At 73.4% G+C, this 21,560-nt stretch carries 19 protein-coding genes; 8 read left to right on the top strand and 11 right to left on the bottom strand.

Going from position 1 to position 21,560, the window contains the following annotated elements:
* Positions 1-3 precede the first annotated feature (3 nt).
* A complete protein-coding gene (locus AC3CHW_RS12025; protein WP_488470432.1) occupies positions 4-1,692 on the bottom strand; it encodes a sodium:solute symporter family protein in 1,689 nt (562 codons plus the stop codon).
* A 107-nt stretch (positions 1,693-1,799) separates the two neighbouring features.
* On the opposite strand from AC3CHW_RS12025, the gene galT reads away from it, so the two are divergent.
* From galT to galK, 3 genes are all read left to right on the top strand, one after another.
* Positions 1,800-2,879, top strand: coding sequence for a galactose-1-phosphate uridylyltransferase (galT, locus tag AC3CHW_RS12020; protein WP_488470431.1), 1,080 nt, complete (start codon positions 1,800-1,802; stop codon positions 2,877-2,879).
* A complete protein-coding gene (gene galE, locus AC3CHW_RS12015) occupies positions 2,876-3,853 on the top strand; it encodes a UDP-glucose 4-epimerase GalE (protein ID WP_459249190.1) in 978 nt (325 codons plus the stop codon). The genes galT and galE overlap by 4 nt, the downstream gene beginning before the upstream one ends.
* Before the next feature lie 110 nt (positions 3,854-3,963).
* A complete protein-coding gene (galK, locus tag AC3CHW_RS12010; protein ID WP_488471024.1) occupies positions 3,964-5,118 on the top strand; it encodes a galactokinase in 1,155 nt (384 codons plus the stop codon).
* 232 nt (positions 5,119-5,350) lie between these two features.
* Here the strand turns inward: galK and AC3CHW_RS12005 are convergent, their stop codons facing one another.
* Positions 5,351-5,800 carry a GNAT family N-acetyltransferase gene (locus tag AC3CHW_RS12005; protein ID WP_398612216.1) on the bottom strand — a complete coding sequence of 150 codons (450 nt, stop codon included), beginning with the start codon at positions 5,798-5,800 and terminating at the stop codon, positions 5,351-5,353.
* A gap of 396 nt (positions 5,801-6,196) precedes the next feature.
* On the opposite strand from AC3CHW_RS12005, the gene AC3CHW_RS12000 reads away from it, so the two are divergent.
* Positions 6,197-6,982, top strand: coding sequence for a response regulator transcription factor (locus AC3CHW_RS12000; RefSeq protein ID WP_176163696.1), 786 nt, complete (start codon positions 6,197-6,199; stop codon positions 6,980-6,982).
* Here the strand turns inward: AC3CHW_RS12000 and AC3CHW_RS11995 are convergent.
* Positions 6,941-7,438, bottom strand: a complete 498-nt coding sequence (locus AC3CHW_RS11995) for a MarR family winged helix-turn-helix transcriptional regulator (RefSeq protein WP_176163697.1) — start codon at positions 7,436-7,438, stop codon at positions 6,941-6,943. The two genes, AC3CHW_RS12000 and AC3CHW_RS11995, sit on opposite strands and share 42 nt — an antisense overlap.
* Positions 7,439-7,572: 134 nt before the next feature.
* On the opposite strand from AC3CHW_RS11995, the gene AC3CHW_RS11990 reads away from it, so the two are divergent.
* The gene (locus AC3CHW_RS11990; protein ID WP_398612217.1) at positions 7,573-8,436 is read left to right on the top strand and encodes a trans-aconitate 2-methyltransferase; all 864 of its coding nucleotides are present in this window, start codon (positions 7,573-7,575) and stop codon (positions 8,434-8,436) included.
* On the top strand, positions 8,433-8,840 hold the full coding sequence (locus AC3CHW_RS11985) for a VOC family protein (RefSeq protein WP_488470430.1): 408 nt from the start codon (positions 8,433-8,435) through the stop codon (positions 8,838-8,840). Before AC3CHW_RS11990 ends, AC3CHW_RS11985 begins: the two co-directional genes overlap by 4 nt.
* A 194-nt stretch (positions 8,841-9,034) precedes the next feature.
* Here AC3CHW_RS11985 and AC3CHW_RS11980 read toward each other — a convergent pair whose 3' ends face one another.
* The 3 genes from AC3CHW_RS11980 to AC3CHW_RS11970 all read right to left on the bottom strand — a co-directional run bounded on the left by AC3CHW_RS11980 (position 9,035) and on the right by AC3CHW_RS11970 (position 11,449).
* On the bottom strand, positions 9,035-9,619 hold the full coding sequence (locus AC3CHW_RS11980) for a Uma2 family endonuclease (protein ID WP_488470429.1): 585 nt from the start codon (positions 9,617-9,619) through the stop codon (positions 9,035-9,037).
* A 139-nt stretch (positions 9,620-9,758) separates the two neighbouring features.
* Positions 9,759-10,448, bottom strand: coding sequence for a TetR family transcriptional regulator (locus AC3CHW_RS11975; protein WP_398612227.1), 690 nt, complete (start codon positions 10,446-10,448; stop codon positions 9,759-9,761).
* Positions 10,448-11,449 carry an acyl-CoA desaturase gene (locus tag AC3CHW_RS11970; protein WP_459250955.1) on the bottom strand — a complete coding sequence of 334 codons (1,002 nt, stop codon included), beginning with the start codon at positions 11,447-11,449 and terminating at the stop codon, positions 10,448-10,450. The genes AC3CHW_RS11975 and AC3CHW_RS11970 overlap by 1 nt, the downstream gene beginning before the upstream one ends.
* Before the next feature lie 235 nt (positions 11,450-11,684).
* Here AC3CHW_RS11970 and ppc point away from each other — a divergent pair, with 235 nt between their 5' ends.
* The gene (ppc, locus tag AC3CHW_RS11965; protein WP_176166362.1) at positions 11,685-14,477 is read left to right on the top strand and encodes a phosphoenolpyruvate carboxylase; all 2,793 of its coding nucleotides are present in this window, start codon (positions 11,685-11,687) and stop codon (positions 14,475-14,477) included.
* Between the two features lie 142 nt (positions 14,478-14,619).
* On the opposite strand, the gene AC3CHW_RS11960 is transcribed toward ppc, so the two are convergent.
* The 5 genes from AC3CHW_RS11960 to AC3CHW_RS11940 all read right to left on the bottom strand — a co-directional run bounded on the left by AC3CHW_RS11960 (position 14,620) and on the right by AC3CHW_RS11940 (position 20,053).
* A complete protein-coding gene (locus tag AC3CHW_RS11960; RefSeq protein WP_488470428.1) occupies positions 14,620-15,801 on the bottom strand; it encodes a sialidase family protein in 1,182 nt (393 codons plus the stop codon).
* A gap of 93 nt (positions 15,802-15,894) precedes the next feature.
* The gene (locus AC3CHW_RS11955; RefSeq protein WP_488470427.1) at positions 15,895-16,593 is read right to left on the bottom strand and encodes a hypothetical protein; all 699 of its coding nucleotides are present in this window, start codon (positions 16,591-16,593) and stop codon (positions 15,895-15,897) included.
* A 157-nt stretch (positions 16,594-16,750) separates the two neighbouring features.
* Positions 16,751-17,341, bottom strand: a complete 591-nt coding sequence (gene pth / locus AC3CHW_RS11950; protein WP_187060105.1) for an aminoacyl-tRNA hydrolase — start codon at positions 17,339-17,341, stop codon at positions 16,751-16,753.
* Between the two features lie 219 nt (positions 17,342-17,560).
* Positions 17,561-18,148 (bottom strand): 50S ribosomal protein L25/general stress protein Ctc, encoded by a 588-nt coding sequence (locus AC3CHW_RS11945; protein ID WP_398612223.1) that lies wholly within the window; start codon positions 18,146-18,148, stop codon positions 17,561-17,563.
* A gap of 303 nt (positions 18,149-18,451) precedes the next feature.
* Positions 18,452-20,053: a penicillin-binding transpeptidase domain-containing protein gene (locus AC3CHW_RS11940; RefSeq protein WP_488470426.1), complete on the bottom strand. Its 1,602-nt coding sequence runs from the start codon at positions 20,051-20,053 to the stop codon at positions 18,452-18,454.
* Between the two features lie 184 nt (positions 20,054-20,237).
* On the opposite strand from AC3CHW_RS11940, the gene AC3CHW_RS11935 reads away from it, so the two are divergent.
* Positions 20,238-21,449, top strand: coding sequence for a LysR family transcriptional regulator (locus AC3CHW_RS11935; protein WP_488470425.1), 1,212 nt, complete (start codon positions 20,238-20,240; stop codon positions 21,447-21,449).
* The last annotated feature ends 111 nt before the right edge of the window (positions 21,450-21,560 follow it).

Here is a 21,560-nt window from a genome sequence, read left to right as displayed (position 1 = left end):
CGGTCACAGGGAGAAGGGGAGGTAGCACAGCGCGGCCAGGATGACCGCGCCCCAGCCGAGCAGCGCGGGCTTGCGGTACCACGCGTCGTCGCCCTCGGCGGGCGGTTCCGACATGCCGGGCGAGCGCGTCCCGTAGACCAGGCCGGCCAGTTGCTCCACCGGCTTGGGCTTGGTCACCAGCGTGACGGCCACCATCACCACCGCGCCGACGACGAAGGCCACGATCGCGGAGACGAAGTTGGCGCCCTGGTCGGAGGGGATGTCGATGACGTGCTGTTTGTACAGCCAGAAGTAGTTCAGCATCGCGGCCACCGTGCCCGACAGCAGCCCCCAGAAGCCGGCCGGGCCCGTGGAGCGCTTCCAGAACATGCCGATGATGAACACGCAGAACAGCGGCACGTTGAAGAAGGAGAACAGGGTCTGGAGGTAGTTCATGATGTTGCTGAAGCTGGCGGCGATGAACGCCGTGCCCATGCCGAGCACCACGCCGATCGCGGTGATCCAGCGCCCGGTGGCCAGGTAGTACGCGTCCGGGCGGTCCTTCTTCACGTACGCGCCCCAGATGTCGTTGGTGAAGACCGTGTTGAAGGACGAGACGTTGGCGGCCATGCCCGCCATGAACGCCGCCAACAGGCCGGTCACCGCGATGCCGAGGACGCCGTTGGGCAGAAGGTCGCGCATGAGGACCGGGATGGCGTCGTTGTACTCGAGCCCGCTGCCCTCCTTGCCCAGCGTCGGCTCCATCACCAGGGCGATCAGGCCGGGCACGATCACCACCATCGGGATGAGGATCTTGGGGAAGGCCGCGATGAGCGGGGTGCGCTTGGCGGCGGAGAGGTTCTTGGCCGACAGGGCGCGCTGCACCTCGGCGAAGTTGGTCGTCCAGTAGCCGAAGCTGAGGACGAAGCCGAGGCCGAGGACGATGGTCAGCCAGTTGGCGCCCAGCGCGTTGGCCTCGCCGATGCCCGTGCCGTCCCAGGCGCTGAGGAAGTCCTCGCCGCCGGTGCCCTCCTTGCGGCCCTCGCCGGTCAGCGAGTCGGTCAGGCCGTCCCAGCCGCCGACCCGCTTGAGCCCGACGACGGTGAGCGGAATCAGCGCGGCGAGGATGACGAAGAACTGGAGTACCTCGTTGTAGATGGCTGAGGAGAGGCCGCCCAGGGTGATGTAGCCGAGCACGAAGAACCCGGCGACCACGATCGCCACCCACTGCGGCCAGCCGAGCAGGGCCTCCAGGACGATCGCCATGGCGTACAGGTTGACGCCGGCGATCAGCACCGAGGAGATGGCGAAGATGAGGGAGCTGAGCAGGTGTGAGGAGGGCCCGAAGCGGTGCAGCAGGAACTCCGGCACGGAGCGCACCTTCGACCCGTAGTAGAAGGGCATCATCACCAGGCCCAGGAAGACCATGGCCGGGATGGCGCCGATCCAGTACCAGTGCACGGTGTACGCGCCGTACTGCGCCCCGTTCGCCGCCATGCCCAGGATCTCCGTCGCGCCCAGGTTGGCCGCGACGAAGGCCAGGCCCGTCACCCAGGCGGGCAGCGACCTGCCCGACAGGAAGAAGTCGAGGCTCGTACGTACGCTGCGGCGCGCGGCGTAGCCGATGCCCAACACGACGACGAAGTAGATCGCCAGGATGGAGTAGTCGAGCCAGTTGATGGAGAGCCGGAGTTCCTCGGCTAGCTGATGCATGGGCCTCTCGCTTCTTCGCGCGAACGGAACGCCAAAGAAAGTACGCGCTATTGTTTGATTCTGAAAGCTAATGTTGGAACGTTTTCGGATCGTGACAGGGGTACGGAGTGAAGAAGACGTCGACCCGCCTCGCGGATGGGCGCGAACTGATCTACTACGACTCCCGCGACGACGTGGTGCGCGACGACCGGGACCCGCGACCGCTGGAGCCGGTCGCCACCTCGTCCGAGATCCGGGCCGACCGGCTGCTCGGCGACCGCGTCGCCATCGCCTCGCACCGCCAGACGCGCACCTACCACCCGCCCGCCGACGCCTGCCCGCTGTGCCCCTCGCGCCCGGCCGACCCCGGCGCGAGCGGCGCCGCCGCCGCGGCCCGGCACAGCGAGATCCCCGCCACCGACTACGACGTCGTCGTGTTCGAGAACCGCTTCCCCTCGCTGGCCGGCGACGCCGGGCGCTGCGAGGTGGTCTGCTTCACCGCCGACCACGACGCCTCCTTCGCCGACCTCACCGAGGACCAGGCCGCCCTCGTCCTCGCCGCCTGGCGCGACCGCACCGCCGAACTGGCCCAACTCCCCGCCGTCGAGCAGGTCTTCTGCTTCGAGAACCGGGGCGCCGAGATCGGCGTGACCCTCGGCCACCCGCACGGCCAGATCTACGCGTACCCCTTCGTCACCCCGCGCACCGCGCGCATGCTGGAGTCGCTGGCCGCGCACCGACAGCGCACCGGCGGCCGAAACCTGTTCGACGACGTGGTCGCCGACGAGCTGGCCGACGGGCGCCGCGTCGTCATCGACGCCGAGCACTGGACGGCCTTCGTCCCGTACGCCGCCCACTGGCCGTACGAGGTGCACCTCTACCCCCGGCGCCGGGTGCCCGACCTGCTGGCCCTGGGCGAGGCGGCGCGGGCCGAGTTCCCACGGGTCTACCTGGAGCTGCTGCGCCGCTTCGACCGCCTCTTCGGCCCCGGCGAGCCGCCCACGCCCTACGTCTCGGCCTGGCACCAGGCGCCGCTCAGCGTCCCCGACCGGGCCGATTTCGCCCTTCACCTTGAGCTTTTCACCATCCGACGGACTTCCGGCAAGCTGAAGTTCCTCGCGGGTTCCGAATCCGGCATGAATGTGTTCATCAACGATGTGCCGCCAGAGGCCGCGGCGCAGCGACTGCGAGAGGTAGCGAGCACGTGAGCAACGGACAGAAGTACCTGGTCACCGGCGGAGCGGGATACGTCGGGAGCGTGGTCGCCGCACATCTGCTGGCGGCCGGGCACCGGGTGACCGTCCTGGACGACCTGTCCACCGGGCACCGGGTGGGCGTGCCCGAGGGCGCCGAGTTCATCGAGGGGCGCGTCCAGGACGCGGCGCGCTGGCTGGACTCCTCGTACGACGGCGTGCTCCACTTCGCGGCGTCCTCGCAGGTCGGCGAGTCGGTCACGCACCCCGAGAAGTACTGGGCGAACAACGTCGGCGGCACCATGGCGCTGCTGGCCGCGATGCGCGACGCGGGCGTGCGCACCCTCGTCTTCTCCTCCACGGCCGCCACCTACGGCGAGCCCACCGCGACCCCCATCGTCGAGGACGCGGCGACCGCGCCCACCAACCCGTACGGCGCCAGCAAGCTCGCCGTGGACCACATGATCAGCGGCGAGTGCGTCGCGCACGGCCTGGCCGCCGTCTCGCTGCGCTACTTCAACGTCGCCGGCGCCTACGGCCGCTACGGCGAGCGCCACGACCCCGAGTCGCACCTGATCCCGCTGATCCTCCAGGTCGCCCAGGGCAAGCGGGAGGCGATCTCCGTCTTCGGCGACGACTACCCGACGCCGGACGGCACCTGCGTGCGCGACTACATCCACGTGGCCGACCTCGCCGAGGCCCACCTGCTCGCCCTCACCGCCGCCACCGCCGGCGAGCACCTGATCTGCAACCTCGGCAACGGCAACGGCTTCTCGGTCCGCGAGGTCATCGAGACGGTGCGCAAGGTCACCGGGCACCCGGTGCCCGAGGTGATCGCGGGGCGCCGGGGCGGCGACCCGGCGGTGCTCGTCGCCTCCGCCGAGCGCGCCAGGGACCGGCTCGGATGGCAGCCGACCCGCGCCGACCTGGCCGGGATCGTCGAGGACGCCTGGGAGTTCGCCCAGCGCGGGGAGCGGGAGAGCGCGTGAACGAGAGCGGCGCGCGGCGGCCGACGGCGGACCGGACAGCCCGGTCCGCCCCGGCCGCCGCGCCCCCCGGCGACGGGGCCGACGGAACCGGTGGCGGCGAGCGCGCGCGGGTGGCGGCGGCCGTCGCCGGCTTCCGCGCGGCGCACGGCACCGAACCGGCCGGCGTGTGGGCCGCGCCGGGCCGGGTCAACCTGATCGGCGAGCACACCGACACCAGCGGCGGCCTGGCCATGCCGTTCGCGCTGCCGCACACGACGCTGGCCGCCGCGTCGGCCCGCCCGGACGGGGTGCTGCGGCTGCACTCGGCCAACGCCCCGGGCGGCGCCGTGGAGTTGGCCCTCGACGCGCTGAGCCCGGCCGCCGGGGGCGGCTGGGCGGCCTACCCGGCCGGGGTGGCGTGGGCCATGCGGGAGGCGGGGCTGCCGGTCGGCGGCGCCGACGTGCACGTCACCAGCACCGTGCCCACCGGCGCCGGCCTCTCCTCGTCGGCGGCCCTTGAGGTGGCCACGGCGAGCGCGCTGAACGACCTGTACGGCCTCGGCCTCACCGCCGAGCGCCTCGCGCGGCTCGCCCAGCGGGCCGAGAACGGCTTCGTCGGAGTGCCCTGCGGAATCATGGACCAGATGGCGTCCGCCTGCTGCACTGCGGGCCACGCCCTCTACCTGGACACCCGCGACCTGACCCACCGGGCCGTGCCCTTCGACGTGGCGGCCCACGGGCTGCGGCTGCTGGTGGTCGACACCCGGGTCCAACACGAACTGGGCGACGGCGCGTACGCGAACCGGCACGCCGCCTGCGAGCTCGGCGCGCGCCGGCTCGGCGTGCCGGCGCTGCGGGACGTGGCGTACGGGGAGCTGGACGCCGCCCTGGAGAAGCTGGCCGACGACCCCGTCGTACGGCGCCGGGTGCGGCACGTGGTGACCGAGAACCGCCGGGTCGAGGAGGTCATCGCGCTTCTTGAGGCGGGCGAGGCCCGGGCGATCGGGCCCGTGTTGACCGCTGGCCACGCCTCGCTCCGCGACGACTTCGAGGTCTCCTGCGCCGAACTCGACCTGGTGGTGGAGACGGCGAACGCGGCGGGCGCGCTCGGGGCGCGGATGACCGGCGGCGGTTTCGGCGGCAGCGCCATCGCGCTGGTGCCGGACGCGGCGGCGGACGCGGTCGCCGCGGCCGTCACCGAGGCGTTCGCGGCGGCGGGCTTCCGCGCCCCGCGCATCTTCCCGGCGACCCCCGACGCCGGCGCGCGCCGGCTCCCGACCGCCTAGCCCCCGCGCCGCAGCGGCTTCCGGCCAGGCGGCGATCGGCTCGCCCCCTGGCCGGCGGGCCCGCTCCCGTCAGCGGGCGGTCACGGGGCCGCGCGCGCCGTCGGCGCGCGGAGGCGGGTGGGGCGCGGGGCCGCGCCCCGGACCGGCGGCGGCCCCGCGCGGGCCTTGGCCCGCCCTCGGGCCAACGTGCCAGCCCCGCCCCCGCGCCAACCCGCCTCCGCGTCAGCCCTGCCTACGCGTCGGCGATGCGCTTGACCAGCAGGTGGTCCGTCTCGCCCGGCGGGTAGTCCTCGACCACGCCCACGATCGTGTAGCCCAACTTCTCGTAGAAGCGCGGCGCTTGGAACCCCCAGGTCTCCACCCGGGCGTGTACGCAGTCGAGTTCGTCGCGCGCCTTGCGTTCGGCCTCGGCCATCAGCCGCGAGCCGAGGCCCGCGCCGCGCCACCGCTCGTCCACCCACAGCAGGTCCACGTGCAGCCAGTGGCCCCAGGCGTACCCGACGAGGCCGCCGGCCAACTCCCCGTCCGCGTCCCGGGCGTAGAGCTGAAGTGGCCGTTCGTCATCGGCGGGGGTGCCGCGCAGCGCGCGCATGACGGGTGACCGGGCGGAGTTGGTGTCTTCCAGCCGCTCCTCGATCACATTTCTTCGGTCATGATTGACTTCATCCTCAATGTGGAACACAGGGCTCAGCCTAAACAGTTGGCTGGGGCAGTTTTGTAAATTCGCTTCCGTTGCACGACCTCGGTCGTAGGCTGATGCACAGCGCCGGTGGGGGCCGGTGCGTATCAGGGGGCGAGGCAGGCAGGTACGACGCCTGGGGCTGCGTCTTCGGCTCCGTGCGGCGGCGGCCGTCGGGACTGGTGGCGGGGCACGTGGGTTTCGGCCGGCGGGCTTGAGTTCCGGGCGCCGTACCCGCACTGTTTGTTCGCTCACACGCGCTCCACCTGGTCCACGGCACATTCGCACGGTTCTCCGCACGCACCGGTTCGTGGTTTCTCGCTTTCTGTTCTCCGTTCAACGTCTCTCTTTTTCTCCGTATCCGCGTTCGCGGGACATGGGTAGTCCATGGGGGTGGCTATGGCACGTATCCGGGTTCTGGTGGCCGACGACCATCGCATCTTCGCCGAGTCGCTCGCCGCCGCCCTCGCGGCGGAACCGGACGTGGACGTCGCGGCGGCCGGCAGCGGCCCAGCCGCCATGCGTTCCCTGGAGCGGGCATCGGCCGAGGGGCGGCGGTTCGACGTGCTGCTGGTCGACGCCGACCTCGGCGTCGCCATCAGCGACATCGCGCCACCCAGGCCCGAGCGGCTGCCCGAGGGGGTGGCCGAGCGCCCCGAGCGGCGCGCGGTGGACGGAATCTCCCTGGTCGACGGGGTGCGCACGGCGCAGCCCGCGGTGCGCACCGTGGTCCTTGCCGAGCGCGACGACCCGCGCCGGGCCGCGCTGGCGCTCCAAGCCGGGGCGAGCGGCTGGGTGGCCAAGGACTGCTCGCTCTCCCGGCTGCTCGCGGTCATCCGCGGCGTACTGCGCGACGAGACCCACCTCCCGCCCGCGCTGCTGACCGGGGTGCTGCGCGAGCTGACCGCGGCCCGCAAGCACCGCACCGAGAGCGAGCGCCTGGTGGAGTCGCTGACGCCCCGCGAGCGCGAGGTGCTGCGCTGCATGGTGGCCGGCCTCGGCCGCAAGGCGGTCGCCGAGCGGCTGTACCTGTCGCCGCACACGGTCCGTACGCACATGCAGAACGTGCTCGGCAAGCTGGGCGTGCACTCCACGCTGGCCGCCGTCGCGCTGGCCCGCCGCGCGGGGGTCGGCCCGGTGGACCTAGCCGGGGAGGTTGTCGAACGGGGCGGTCAGCTCGCGTAGCAACCCGGCCAGTTCGCGGCGCTGCCCCGCGGACAACTCGGCCAGGATGGCCCGCTCCTGGGCGAGCAGCCCGGCCAGCGCCTGATCGGCGCGGTCCCGGCCCTCGGCGGTCAGCCGCACCAGCACCCCGCGCCGGTCGCTGGGATCCGGCAGCCGCTCGACGAGGCCCTTCTTGGCGAGCCGGTCGATGCGATTGGTCATCGTGCCCGACGTGACCAGCGTCTGTGTCAGCAACTGCCCGGGCGAGAGCTGGTACGGGGCCCCGGCGCGCCGCAGCGAGGTCAGTACGTCGAACTCCCACGGCTCCAGTTGATGCTCGGCGAAGGCGATCCGCCGCGCCCGATCCAGGTGTCGGGCGAGCCTGCTCACGCGGCTCAGCACCTCCAGCGGCTCCACGTCGAGGTCCGGGCGTTCCCGCCGCCACGCCGCGACCAGCCGATCGACCTCGTCCTCCATGTCGATCAGTGTAGTGGGTCTGTCGATATGAAGTCTCTTGACGTCGAGAGATATTTGCCGTGATGCTTGGGCATCGAAGGGCGGGAAGCGCCCTTGCGCTTCGGATCGACCTGAACCTGCAAGGGGGTTCGAACATGCCCGAACTACCGCTCTGGGACCCGAAACAGTATTTACGTCACTCCGTCCACCGCACGCGCCCCTTCCTCGATCTCCTCGCCCGCATCCCCGACCTGCCCGCGCCACCGGCCGACAGGGCGCCCGCCGACCCCACGCCCCGACCCACCCCACCTGCCCCGCGCATAGCTGACCTGGGCTGCGGCCCGGGCAACGTGACCGCCCTGCTCGCCACCCGGTGGCCCACCGCGCACATCACCGGGTACGACAACTCGACGGACATGCTCCGCGAGGCGCAGTCCCACGCCGGGCCCACGGAGGGCGGCGGCAGGCTCGATTTTCGGCCCGCCGACGCCGCCACCTGGGTGCCCGACGAGCCGTACGACCTGATCGTCTCCAACGCGGCCCTGCAGTGGGTGCCGAACCACCCCGAGTCCTTCGAGTCCTGGGTGGGCGCCCTCACCCCGGGCGGCACCTTCGCCTTCCAGGTGCCCGGCAACTTCGTCTCACCCAGCCACGCGCTGCTCGGCGAACTGTGCGACACCCCGCGCTGGCGGGACCGCCTCGACGGGCAGGGCCGCCGCTTCGTGCACATCCTCAGCCCGGCCGCCTACCTGGAGCGCCTGATCGGCCTCGGCTGCACGGTCGACGCCTGGGAGACCACCTACGTCCAGGTGCTCGCCGGCGCGGACCCCGTGCTCGACTGGGTCAAGGGCACCGCGCTGCGGCCGATCCTCACCGCGCTGGCCGACGACCCCGAGACGACCGCGGAGTTCCTCGCCGAGTACCGGGACCTGCTGCGCAAGGCGTACCCGCAGGGCCCGTACGGCACGGTCTTCCCCTTCCGCCGCATCTTCGTCGTGGCCCGCCGGGCGGACGGATGATCGCCGCGGTGGACCACGTACAACTCGGCGCCCCACCCGGCCGCGAGGACGCGCTGCGCGCGTACTACGGGGGCGTCCTCGGCCTGACCGAGGTCCCCAAGCCACCGGCGCTCGCGGCCCGGGGCGGCTGCTGGTTCGAGGCCGGCCCGGTCGCCCTGCACCTGGGCGTCGAACCGGGCTTCCGCCCCTCGGCCACGGCCCACCCCGGGCTGCGGGTACGGGACATCGACGCGTTCGCCCGCCGCCTTGAGGCCCACGGGGCCGCGGTCACCTGGGACGACAGACTTCCGGGCTACCGCCGCTTCTTCGCGCACGACCCGGTGGGCAACCGGCTGGAGTTCCTGGAGCCGACCCCGGACCGGACCGCGCCCGGCGCACCCCAGCCGGCCGACCCGGACGGTTGAGCACCCCGCTGAGCAAGCGCCGGCCCCGGCACCCGGCCGGGCCGGCCGCCCGGGCGGGCAGGTGCGGGGGCGCGGACGGGCACGTGGCGCGCGGGGCGCGCGGGAAGTGCGCCCGGCGCCCGACCACGACCCGGGCTGCGGCAGCCCTGGCCGGGCGCTGTGCGGGCCCCGGGCCCGGCGGGCGGGGGCGCGGGCTACGCGTCGAAGACGCGGCGCAGGTCGATCTCGACCGGGTACGGCACGTCGGTGCGCAGCACGTCGGTGTGCACGGGGCCCGCCGGGGCGGGGGCGTACACGCCGGTCCGCGCGTCCAGGTGGAACTCGTGCACGACCGGCGCGTCGTCCTCGCCGCGCTCCACCCGCCAGAAGTACGGCACACCCGCCTCCGCGTACATCGCCGGCTTGCGGAACCGGTCCTCGCGGCGCGAGCGCTGCGAGACGACCTCCACCACGAGCGCCACCGCCGTCACGGGTACGCACTCCAGCGAGAAGAAGTCGAGCCCGGTGCGGTCGAAGACGACCACATCGGGCTTCGGGGGGTTGTACGCGTCGACCAGGACGCAGCGGTGCGCGTTGACGGCGAAGGGGGCGGAGCGGGCACCGCGCAGCGCGAAGTACAGCTCATCTCGCACCGTGTCGTGCCACTGACAGGTCATGCCCCGGACCACGATCGCCCCATCCACCAGTTCCCAGTCGAAGGGCAGATCCAGGTTCTTGACCTGCTCACAGGTCCAGCCCTGAGCTGGCGGATGCATCCAGTCGACTGGCTCGGCGGTCACGGCTTCCCCCTATCTCCTTCAGCCTAACTGCCGGCCCCGCCAGGAGATCCGTTTCAGCGGCCGGCCCCAGCACGCGAAAGCCCCGCCCCCCGGTCGTACGAGACGCGGGGGAGCGGGGCCGGTGCCAGCGAGGTGGGGCTCAGTTCTTGCGGTGGCCTATCAGGCGGGGCTTGGGCTCCAGGCCGTCGAGGCCGTGCCAGGCCAGGTTCACCAGGTGGGCGGCGACCTCGGCCTTCTTGGGCTTGCGGACGTCCAGCCACCACTGCCCGGTGAGGGCCACCATGCCGACCAGGGCCTGGGCGTACAGCGGGGCCAGCTTGGCGTCGAAGCCGCGGGCCTTGAACTCCAGGCCCAGGATGTCCTCGACCTGGGTGGCGATGTCGCTGATCAGCGAGGCGAAGGTGCCCGTCGACTGCGCCACGGGGGAGTCCCGCACCAGGATGCGGAAGCCGTCGGTGTACTGGTCGATGTAGTCGAGCAGGGCGAAGGCCGCCTGCTCCAGGAGTTCGCGGGGGTGCCCGGCGGTCAGGGCGCCGGTCACCATGTCGAGGAGTTGGCGCATCTCGCGGTCCACGACGACGGCGTACAACCCCTCCTTGCCGCCGAAGTGCTCGTAGACCACCGGCTTGGAGACCCCGGCCTTGGCCGCGATCTCCTCCACCGAGGTGCCCTCGAAGCCGCGTTCGGCGAAGAGCGTGCGACCGATGTCCAGCAGTTGCTCGCGGCGCTCCTTGCCCGTCATGCGGACGCGCCGCGCTCGCCGGCCTCCCGCGCTCGCGGACCGGCTCTTGCTGCTACTGGTACTGCTGTCGATCGCCACGTCCTCCATCATGCCGCGCCGGCGGTTTCCCTCACCCGATCGGCGGTGGCGTCCGTGCGGCGGGCGTCGAGCCGGTTCTCGGTGGGCCAGCGCACGTCATAGGCCCAGCCGGCCTTCTCGAACCAGCGGATGATGCGGGCGCTGGAGTCGATCTGGCCACGCATCACGCCGTGCCGGGCGCTCGTCGGGTCCGCGTGGTGCAGGTTGTGCCAGGACTCGCCGCAGGAGAGCACCGCCAGCCACCACACGTTGCCCGAGCGGTCGCGGGACTTGAAGGGGCGCTTGCCCACCGCGTGGCAGATGGAGTTGATCGACCACGTCACGTGGTGCAGCAGCGCGACCCGCACCAGCGAGCCCCAGAAGAAGGCCGTCAGCGCGCCCTGCCAGGACCAGGTGACCAGGCCGCCGACGAGCGGCGGCAGGGCCAGCGAGACGAGCGTCCACAGCACGAACTGGCGGGAGATGCGGCGCAGTGCCGGGTCCCTGATCAGGTCCGGCGCGTACTTGTGCTGCGGGGTCTGCTCCTCGTTGAACATCCAGCCGATGTGCGCCCACCACAGGCCCTTCATGAGCGCCGGGACGCTCTCCCCGTACCGCCACGGCGAGTGCGGGTCGCCCTCGGCGTCGGAGAACTTGTGGTGCTTGCGGTGGTCGGCGACCCAGCGGACCAGCGGGCCCTCGACGGCCAGCGAGCCGGCGATCGCCAGGGCGATCCGCAGGGGCCGCTTCGCCTTGAATGAACCGTGCGTGAAATACCGGTGGAACCCGATGGTGATGCCGTGGCAACCGATGTAATACATCGCGACCAGCAGTCCGAGATCCAGCCAACTGACCCCCCAACCCCAGGCCAGCGGGATCGCCGCCAGCAGGGCGGCGAAGGGGACGACGATGAACACCATCAGGGTGATCTGCTCGATCGACCCCTTGCTGTCACCGCCCAGCGTCGCGGTCGGAAGAGAGGATTCCGGGGCTTTTGGCACGTCGTCGATCACGTCGGGGCTTGCAGTCATGGGTTCCCTCAGGGGGGTCGGGACACGGCTACGCAAACGTAACCTACGGCTACGTAAGTATGGCAGGGCCGCGACCCAGGACAAGGGGGCTGTGGACAACGGGCGATGCAGCGCCCGCGACCAGGGGTCCTATCCTGGTGCGGTCGGACAGCGCGGTCCGCAAAATCGCCCAAAGTGCTCGTACTCGCGAGGAGCCGCACCTGTGAGCAGTGCCGAGACCGCCAGCAACGCCCATCTGGTCCCCGAACACACCAACCCCGCGGACGGTGCCGCGAGCGCCGCGGACGCCACCCGGCAGGGCGCGGCCCTTCGGGCGGACATCCGCCGCCTGGGGGACCTGCTGGGGGAGACCCTCGTCCGCCAGGAGGGTCGCGACCTCCTCGACCTCGTGGAGCGCGTGCGCGCCCTGACCCGTACCACCGGGACGGGCAAGGACGCCGAAGCCCAGCCGGGCGAGTCGGCCGCCGAGCTGCTCGAGGCCACGGACCTGGAGACCGCCGCCAAGCTCGTGCGGGCCTTCTCCACCTACTTCCACCTGGCCAACGTCACCGAGCAGGTGCACCGTGGCCGCGAGCTGCGGGCCCACCGCGCGGCCGAGGGCGGCATCCTGGCCCGCACCGCCGACCAGCTCAAGGACGCCGACCCCGAGCACCTGCGGGAGACCGTCGCCCACCTGAACGTACGGCCCGTCTTCACCGCGCACCCCACCGAGGCCGCCCGCCGCAGCGTGCTGAACAAGCTGCGCCGCGTCGCCTCCCTCCTGGACCGGCTCGCCGACGAGGGCGACAGCCGCCGCACCCAGTTGCGGCTGGCCGAGAACATCGACCTGCTGTGGCAGACCGACGAGCTGCGGGTGGCCCGGCCCGAGCCCGCCGACGAGGCCCGCAACGCCGTCTACTACCTGGACGAGCTGCACGCGAACGCCGTCGGCGACGTCCTGGAGGACCTCGCCGCCGAGCTGGAGCGCGTCGGCTCCCCGCTGCCCGCCGGCACCCGGCCGCTCACCTTCGGCACCTGGATCGGCGGCGACCGCGACGGCAACCCCAACGTCACCCCCGAGGTCACCTGGGACGTGCTGCTGCTCCAGCACGAGCACGGCATCACCGACGCCATGCGGGCCGTGGACGACCTGCGGGCGGCCCTGTCCAACTCCATCCGCAACGGCGGGGCCACCGAGGAACTGCTGGCCTCCCTCCAGGCGGACCTGGACCACCTGCCGGAGATCAGCCCCCGCTACAAGCGGCTGAACGCCGAGGAGCCGTACCGCCTCAAGGCCACCTGCGTCCGGCAGAAGCTCATCAACACCCGCGAACGGCTCGCCGCCGGCACCGCCCACCAGGCGGGCCGCGACTACCTGGGCACCGCGGAACTCCTCGCCGACCTCCAGCTCATCCAGGACTCGCTGCGCCAGCACCGTGGCCAGCTCATCGCCGACGGCCGCCTGGAGCGCACCATCCGCACGCTGGCCGCCTTCGGCCTCCAGCTCGCCGTGATGGACGTACGCGAGCACGCCGACGCGCACCACCACGCCCTCGGGCAGCTCTTCGACCGGCTCGGCGAGGAGTCCTGGCGGTACGCCGACATGCCGCGCGACTACCGGCGCAAGCTGCTCGCCAAGGAGCTGCGTTCGCGCCGCCCGCTCGCGCCCTCCCCCGCCCCGCTGGACGCCGCGGGCGCCAAGACGCTCGGCGTGTTCCGCACCGTGCGCGAGGCGTTCGAACGGTTCGGGCCCGAGGTCATCGAGTCGTACATCATCTCCATGTGTCAGGGCGCCGACGACGTCTTCGCCGCCGCCGTGCTCGCCCGCGAGGCCGGGCTGATCGACCTGCACGCCGGCTGGGCCAAGATCGGCATCGTGCCGCTCCTCGAGACCACGGACGAGCTGCGCGAGGCCGACCGCATCCTGGACGACATGCTGGCCGACCCCTCCTACCGACGCCTGGTCGCGCTGCGCGGCGACGCGCAGGAGGTCATGCTCGGCTACTCGGACTCCTCCAAGTTCGGCGGCATCACCACCAGCCAGTGGGAGATCCACCGGGCCCAGCGCCGGCTGCGTGACGTCGCGCACCGGCACGGGGTGCGGCTGCGGCTCTTCCACGGTCGCGGCGGCACCGTCGGGCGCGGCGGCGGCCCCACCCACGACGCGATCCTCGCCCAGCCCTGGGGCACCCTGGAGGGCGAGATCAAGGTGACCGAGCAGGGCGAGGTCATCTCCGACAAGTACCTGGTGCCCTCCCTCGCCCGGGAGAACCTGGAGCTGACGGTGGCGGCCACGCTCCAGGCGTCCGCGCTGCACACCGCGCCGCGCCAGTCCGACGAGGCGCTCGCCCGCTGGGACGCCACCATGGACACGGTCTCGGACGCGGCGCACGACGCGTATCGCGCGCTGGTGGACGACCCGGACCTGCCCGCCTACTTCTTCGCCTCCACCCCCGTCGACCAGTTGGCCGAACTGCACCTGGGCTCGCGCCCCTCGCGCCGCCCCGACAGCGGCGCCGGTCTCGACGGACTGCGGGCCATCCCGTGGGTGTTCGGCTGGACCCAGTCGCGGCAGATCGTGCCCGGCTGGTTCGGCGTCGGCTCCGGGCTCAGGGCCGCCCGCGAGGCCGGGCTCGACACCGTCATCGACGAGATGCACGAGCACTGGCACTTCTTCCAGAACTTCCTGTCCAACGTCGAGATGACGCTCGCCAAGACCGACCTGCGCATCGCCCGGCACTACGTGGACACCCTCGTGCCCGACGAGCTGAAGCACGTCTTCTCGGTCATCGAGGCCGAGCACGAGCTGACCGTCCGCGAGGTGCTGCGCATCACCGGCGGCAAGGAACTCCTGGACACCAACCCGGCGTTGAAGCGGACCTTCCGCGTCCGGGACGCCTACCTGGACCCGATCTCCTACCTCCAGGTCACCCTGCTGCACCGGCAGCGCGAGGCCGCCAAGCGCGGCGAGGAGCCCGACCCGCTGCTCGCCCGCGCCCTGCTGCTCACCGTCAACGGCGTGGCGGCCGGACTGCGCAACACGGGCTGAGCGCGCGCGTACGACACGCGTACGGCAGTCGAACCGGGCCGGCTCCCCTCGGGGGCCGGCCCGGTCCGCGTCCGGCCCCGCCGCGCCGTGACTCCGACGCGCCGCGCCCTGACGCCCCGGCGTACTACGCGACCCGTGGGCCTCAGCGGCACGTCAGGGTGAGGCGGCGCAGCTCGATCCGCTCGCTGGACCTGGTGGCGCCGGTCTCGTACAGCACCGCGACTTCGTCGCGCCCGGTCGGGGCGAGGTCGGAGTACGCGGCGGGCCCGGCGGCGACCACGGCCTCGCGCGCCCAGGTGCGGCCGGCGTCCGTGCTGCGCCGGACCGTCAGATGGCGGCGCTCGCGGGGGTGTTCGGGGGCGGAGAAGAGCAGGGCCGGGCAGGCGGCGTCGTCGGCGTGCAACAGCGCGCCCTTGACGACGGGCGCCACCAGCTTGGGACGCGGCTGGTAGGGCGCGGTGAAGCGCGTGCCGCCGTCGGCGCTGTACGTGTCGAGCCGGGTCGCGGGATGGCTGCCGCCCTGGTCGCGGGCGTTGACGTAGAGCCGGCCGTCGGGCAGTTCGGCGACGGCGTTCTCGTCCGGCCGCAGCCTGCCGTCCGTGTGGTGGTCGAGGGCGCCCACGCGCCAGCTCTGGCCGTGGTCGTCGCTGTAGAGCAGGTGGGCGCCGGAGCCGCGCGCCGTGGTGTGGTTGGCGGCCACCACGAGCCGCCCCGGGTGCCGCTGCGTGAGGGCGATGCCGTGCCCCGGGCCGGTCGCGTACCAGCGCCACCCGGCTGGCTTCACACTCCGGGTGATCTCCGTGGCCCGGGACCAGGTCGCCCCCGCGTCGGCGCTGCGCTGCACGTACACGCGCCGGCCGTCGCCGGGCGACACGCCGCCCGCCTCGATCTCCGGCTGGGTCACCGAGCCCGACTGCCGGGTGGTGAGCAGGACGATGTCCCCGCTGGCCGGGTCGACGACGGGGGCGGGATTGCCGGCCACGTTCCGCCCGTTGTCCGCGACCCGGGCGAGCGGCCCCCAGCGACACCCCCCGTCGGTCGAACGCCGGCTGACCACCTCGATGTCCCCGTGGTCCGCGGCGCTGGTACGGCGCGCTTCGGCGAAGGCGAGCAGATCGTCCCCGACGCGGACCAGGGCGGGGATGCGGAACGTGTGGTAGCCGGCGGTTCCCGAGACGAAGGGGGTGGAGGTGGTGCAGGCGGCGGCACGGGGCGCGTCGTCGGACTTCTTGAACGCCTGGGCCGTGAGCGGGATGGCGGCGACGGTGAGCACTAACGCGGCGGCGCCCCACGGGCGTCTTCGCCGGAAAAGGGTGCGGATCATGCCGGGACTATGGCACCGCGCGCGAGGGGTTGTGCGGATATTCCGCCATTTATGGGCGCTGCGGGCGTGACCCCTCCGCGGCCCGCCCCACCCTCACAACACCACGAACGCCGCCCCCAGCACCCCCACCCCCGCGAGGCCCAGCGCCCAGGCCGGGCGGTGGAGGCGGAGGGCGCCGGCTAGGAGGACGGAGGCGAGGAGGAGGGCGCCGCCCAGGGGGACCCAGGCGTAGAGGAGGCCGGGGAGGCCGGTGCGGACCGCGTCGTGGGTGCCGGGCTTGAGGACGACCGGGATGCGCTGGCCCTTGCCGTCGGTGACGGTGGCGTCGATGCGTACCTTCGGATGGTCCGCGCCCGCGGCGCCCGCCGTGAAGGGGCCCGTACACCAGTCGTCGTGGCAGGCGGCGACCGTGAGCGTGCCGCGCTCCTTGCCCTTGGTGAACATCGCGTGCTGGGCCGTGCCCCACGACGTCCACACCCCGGCCGCCAGCACCACCAGCACGATCAGGGCCATCACCACGTGCCGGCCGAGCAGCAGCAACCCGTACGCGCTCTCGCCGGCCCGGCGCAACCGGCCACGGCGCGCGGCGCGGCCGGTCGTCCGGCGCGGCGGCGGGGCGGGGGCGGCCGGCGCGTGCCCGGGGTCGGGCGCGGGAGCGGAGCCGGGAGCGGGTCCGGTCTCGGCGGTGGGCGCGACCCGTTGGGCGGGGATGCGGCCCGCCGCGGCGGCGCGGGCGGGAGCGGGGGTCGCGCCGTGCGCCGGGCGCTCGGAGTTCGTTCCGGTCGGCACCATGGCGGCGATCCTTGGGCCTGTGGGCCGGCCGCGTCAAGGCGCGGGTTACGTCTCGGTAGCAACGGTGGCCACATGTCCGCTATGCCCCCGCCCGGTGGGCTCGGCCCGAGGTCATGGGCGTGCGCCGGCCCGGCAGGCCGTGGTGGCCGGCGCTACGTCACGAGTTGTACGTGCTCTGCGCGCGCTCCAACCCTTCGAGGATCAGCGCCTCCACCGCGTCGGCCGCGCGGTCCACGAAGTAGTCCAACTCCTTGCGTTCGGTGGACGAGAAGTCCTTGAGCACGAACGCCGCCACGTCCATCCGGCCCGGCGGGCGGCCGATGCCGAAGCGGACCCGGAAGTAGTCGGGGCCGAACGACTTGGTGAGCGACTTGAGCCCGTTGTGCCCGTTGTCGCCCCCGCCGCACTTGAGCCGCAGTGCCCCGTAGTCGATGTCCAACTCGTCGTGGACGGCGATGATCCGCGCGGCGGGCACCTTGTAGAAGTCGCTGAGCGCGGCCGTCGGGCCGCCCGAGAGGTTCATGTACGACATCGGCTTGGCCAGCACCACGCGGCGGTTCGCCGGCCCCGGCGGGCCGACGCGTCCCTCCACGACCTGGGCCCGGGCCTTGTGCGCCTTGAACCGGCCGCCCATCCGCTCCGCGAGCAGGTCGGCCACCATGAAGCCCACGTTGTGCCGGTTGGCCGCGTACTCGGGGCCCGGGTTGCCCAGGCCCACCACGAGCCAGGGGCCGTCTGTGTCACTCATCTGCGTGCTCTCCGGTGCGTGGGGTGAGGTGGGGCGGCTGGGCTGCGGGGCGCCGCGCGGGTGGCGGGCGCGTGAGAACCGTAGCGGGCCGGGCGAGTCGTCCACCGCGTGGGCCCCGGACGCCGCGCGCCGCCGGCCCGGCCCGGGGTGCGGGGGCGGAACGGCGGCGGCGGTGTGGTGCGGGGTGACACCGCAGGGGTGTCGGGGTGACTCCTGGGCTCAGCCCTCGGAGCCCTCGCCCTCACCCTCGGACTCGGCCGGGGCCTCGGCCTGGGCGGCGACGACCTGGAGCACGACGGTGTCCTCGTCGACGGCCAGCGTGGTGCCGGCGGGCAGGGTGATGTCCTTGGCCAGCACGGAGTGGCCGGAGTCCAGGCCCGCGACGGAGACGGTGACCGACTCCGGGATGTGGGTGGCCTCGGTCTCGACGGGCAGCGAGTTGAGCAGGTGCTCCAGCAGGTTGCTGCCCGGCGCGAGGTCGCCCTCGGTGTGGATCGGGATGTCGACGGTGACCTTCTCGCCGCTCTTGACGGTCAGCAGGTCCACGTGGACCAGGAAGCCACGGATGGCCTCACGCTGCACCGCCTTGGGGATGACGAGCTCCTTCTTGCCGTTCAGGTCGAGCGCGATGAGCACGTTCGGGGTCTTGAGCGCCATCATCAGCTCGTGGCCCGGCAGCGCGACGTGCACCGGGTCGGCGCCGTGGCCGTAGATGACACCGGGGACGTGCTCGGTGCGGCGGAGACGGCGGGCGGCGCCCTTGCCGAACTCGTTGCGGAGCTGTACGGGAACCTTGACCTCAGCCATTGCTGCACTCCTCGTAGAAAAGGGATCTGGAAGCCGTTACTCGGCCTACGACAGACCTGCTACGAAGAGCGCGTCGATAACGGATGGGCCTGTACGGAACAGGGCCTCCCTCGCCGAGCAACTCACCCATGCTACCCGGCGGCACACGGCTCACCAATTCGGCGGGTTCCGTGCCTGGTCGAACCCCGTGCCTGGCGGAACCCCGTGCCCGGCCGAACCCCACGCCCGGCCGGGCACCGGTCCCGGAATCCCACGGCCGGGCCCGGCCGGCAGACCCGCCCGGCGGGCCCGGGTCCTCGCGGGCTAGTCCGTCGCCGCCAGCACGTCGCGGATCACCGGGCCCGCCGAGTCCGAGCCGTGCTGGGCGCCCTCCACGACGCAGGCGATGGCGATCTCGTCGTCGTAGGCGACCAGCCAGCCGTTGTTCGGGCCCTCCTCGGTGACCTCGGCCGTACCGGTCTTGGCGCCGACCTCGCCGGGCAGGTCGGCCAGCACCTTCGCCGTCCCGTCGGTCACCGTGTCCCGCATCAGGGAGCGCAGCGTGCGCACCACGTCGGGCGGCAGCTCCTCGGTGCGCGGGGCCTCGCCCTCGCGCGCGGTGCCGCCCTCGCGCACCAGCAGCGGCATCCGGAACGTGCCGGAGGCGGCGGTGGCCGTCGCCGAGGCCATCACCAGCGGGTTCGCCCGCAGCTTGCCCTGCCCGAACAGCGCGGCCGACTTCTCCGTCTCGTCGCCGGGCACCGGCACCTCGCCGTCGAAGGACGGCGCGCCGGTGAACCACTCCTGGCCGATGCCGAAGTACGTGGACGAGAACTCCGTCAGCTCCCGGTCCCCGAGCTTGTCCCGCAGGCTCACGAAGGCCGTGTTGCAGGAGTGGATGAAGTCCTCGCGGAAGGTGGCCCCGCGGATCTCGGACGTCTCCACGTTGTGGAACTGCTTGCCGACCGTCAGGTACTTCGGGCAGTCCACGACGTCGTCCGGCGCCACCACCCCCTTGTTCAGCAGCGCCGCCGAGGTGATCACCTTCATGGTCGAGCCGGGCGCGTACGTGCCGAGGAAGGCGCGGTTGAAGCCGCCGGCGGGCGTGTTGGCCACCGCGACCACCTCGCCGTCGGCGATGCGCAGCGCCACCAGGCCCGCGTTGCGGCCCTTCGCGTGCCGCTCCAGCGCACGTTCCGCGGCGCGCTGCACGGCCGGGTCGATCGTCGTACGGACCGGCCCGCGCGCGCTCGTCGGCCCGCCGAACCGGGCCTCGGTGCCCCGTACCTCGTCGGTGTCGCGGTCGATGAGCTGCACCGCGCCGCGCGGCTTGCCGCCGCCGACGCCCAGCGCCTGGGCTACGGACGGGTGGTCGGTGCCGGACAGCTTGCCGCCGTCGCGGTCGAGCACGTCGGGCGTGCCCTCCTCGCGCACCAGGCGGAACTTCGCCTCGTCGGTCAGCTTGGGGTGGACCAGCCCGAGTTCCCAGCGCACCCGCCAGCCGGCCGCGCCCCCGCCGTCCTGGTCGCCCTCGCTGCCCGCGCCCTCGTCCGCGCGGACCAGCGGCAGCGCCGAGCGGTACTGCCAGGTGCCGAGCCCGCTGATCGGCAGCTTGGCCGCGAAGGGCACGCTGGCCCCGTCGTCGCCGTCGGCTGTGGCCCGCTTGGCGACGAAGGACGGGCGCTCGATGTCCAGGCCCGCCGTGAAGTTCCGCAGCGTCGTCTCGGCCCGCTCCGGCGCGTCGGTGAGCGACGCGGCCTTCGTCAGGTCGCCCGCCGCCCAGTGGTCGAGGAAGGCCCGCGCGGTGCGCAGCGCGCGGGGGTCCGCCTCCCGCGCGCCGCCCGCGCCGCCGTCTCCGGAGTTCCACTCGGCCACCGCCCACGTGCCGCCGCCCGCCACCACCACCGCGGCGATCGCCGCCGCCACCCCCGCGCGCCGTCTCCGCCGCCCCGCCCGGTACGTCCGCACCCCGGCCTCCCCTCGTGTCGCCGCCTTCGCGCCGACGCCGCCAACGCGGCGCCCTCAGCGGCAGCAGAACAGAACGGGGGCCCGCCAGTCCAAGACCCTTATCGCCAGGAAAGCCATAGTCATCTGCCTATCATTGCCGCTCATGGACCTGCTGCGGCATCTGCGCTACTTCCGCACCGTGGCCGACGAGCAGCACTTCGGCCGCGCCGCGGAGCGGCTGCGGCTGGCCCAGCCCTCGCTGTCGCAGCGCATCCAACGCCTTGAGCGCGAGTTGGGGGTGCGCCTCTTCGACCGGGGCAGCCGCGGCGTGTCCCTCACCCCGGCCGGGCGGCTCGTGCGCGCGGAGGCCGACGCGCTGCTCGCCGCCGCCGACCGGCTCGACTCCGTCGTCGCCCGGGTACGCGACGGCGCGGCCGGCACGCTGCGCGCCGCCGTACCGCCCGACCTCGGCGGGCCCACCGTCGCCGCGCTGCTCACCGGCTACCAGGACCGCTCCCCGGGCAGCACCCTCGACCTGCGCGAACTCACCACCATCCAGCAGGTGCGCGAGCTGGCCGTCGGCACCCTGGAGGCCGGCATCGTGCGCCACCCGTGCCCGGCCGAGGGGCTGGACTTCGGACCGCTGCTGCACCAGCCGCTCGGCGTGCTGCTGCGCGCGGACGATCCGCTGGCCGCCGCGCCCCACGTCCCGCTCGCCGACCTCACCGGCCGCGACCTGGTCCTCTTCCCGCGCGCCACGGCTCCGTCGCTGTACGACGAGACGCTGACCCGCGCCGCCCGGCACGGCTGCACCCCGGCCGCCGTGCACGAGGCCCGTGGCGGCGACTTCGCCCAGGCCCTGGTGCTCTCCGGCGCGGCCGTCGCGTTGCTGCCCAGCGCCGCCGGCCAGCCCGGCGCGGTGTGGCGCCCGCTCGCCGGCACGCCGCTGACCTGGCGCACCTCCACGGCCTGGCCCCGGGACCGGGACAGCCCCGCGGTGCGACGGTTCGCCGAGGCGGCGTACGAGGCGCTGCGCGCCGGCGCCGGCATGCTGCCCGACCGCCCACCGGGCCCGCCACCGACGGCGGGCCCGCCGCCCACCCCGGGCGCGGGCGCCGGGTCGGGCGAGGCTGACGGCGCGGCCCTCGGCGCGCCGCTCGACGCCGCCTCCGCGCCGCGCGCCGGTGCGGCGCCCGCGCCGGCCCCGGGCCCCGGGCCGCGCCCGGAGCCGGGCGCCGGCACCACCGAGGAGGGCCGCTCGGGCACGGACGCGAGCGGTGGCCCGGGCGGGCCGCCGGCTGCGCCCGCGCCCGCCGAGGAGGAGACTCGCGCCCGGCCGCTGTACCCCCGTCCCGCATCGGAGTTCCCGCTGTGACCGACCACGACCCCGGCCGCCCCGGTCGCGGCGCCGACCAGCCCAGCGCCCCCGCGCCCGGGGCCGAACCCCTCACGTCCGGGGCCGGCGCCTCCGCGTCCGGGGCCGGTG

The sequence above is a fragment of the Streptomyces sp. MGP-BFMKR1 genome (genome assembly GCF_057766585.1).
The sequence above is the reverse complement of the archived record's forward strand: the minus strand, read 5'-3'. Positions and strand labels throughout refer to the sequence as shown.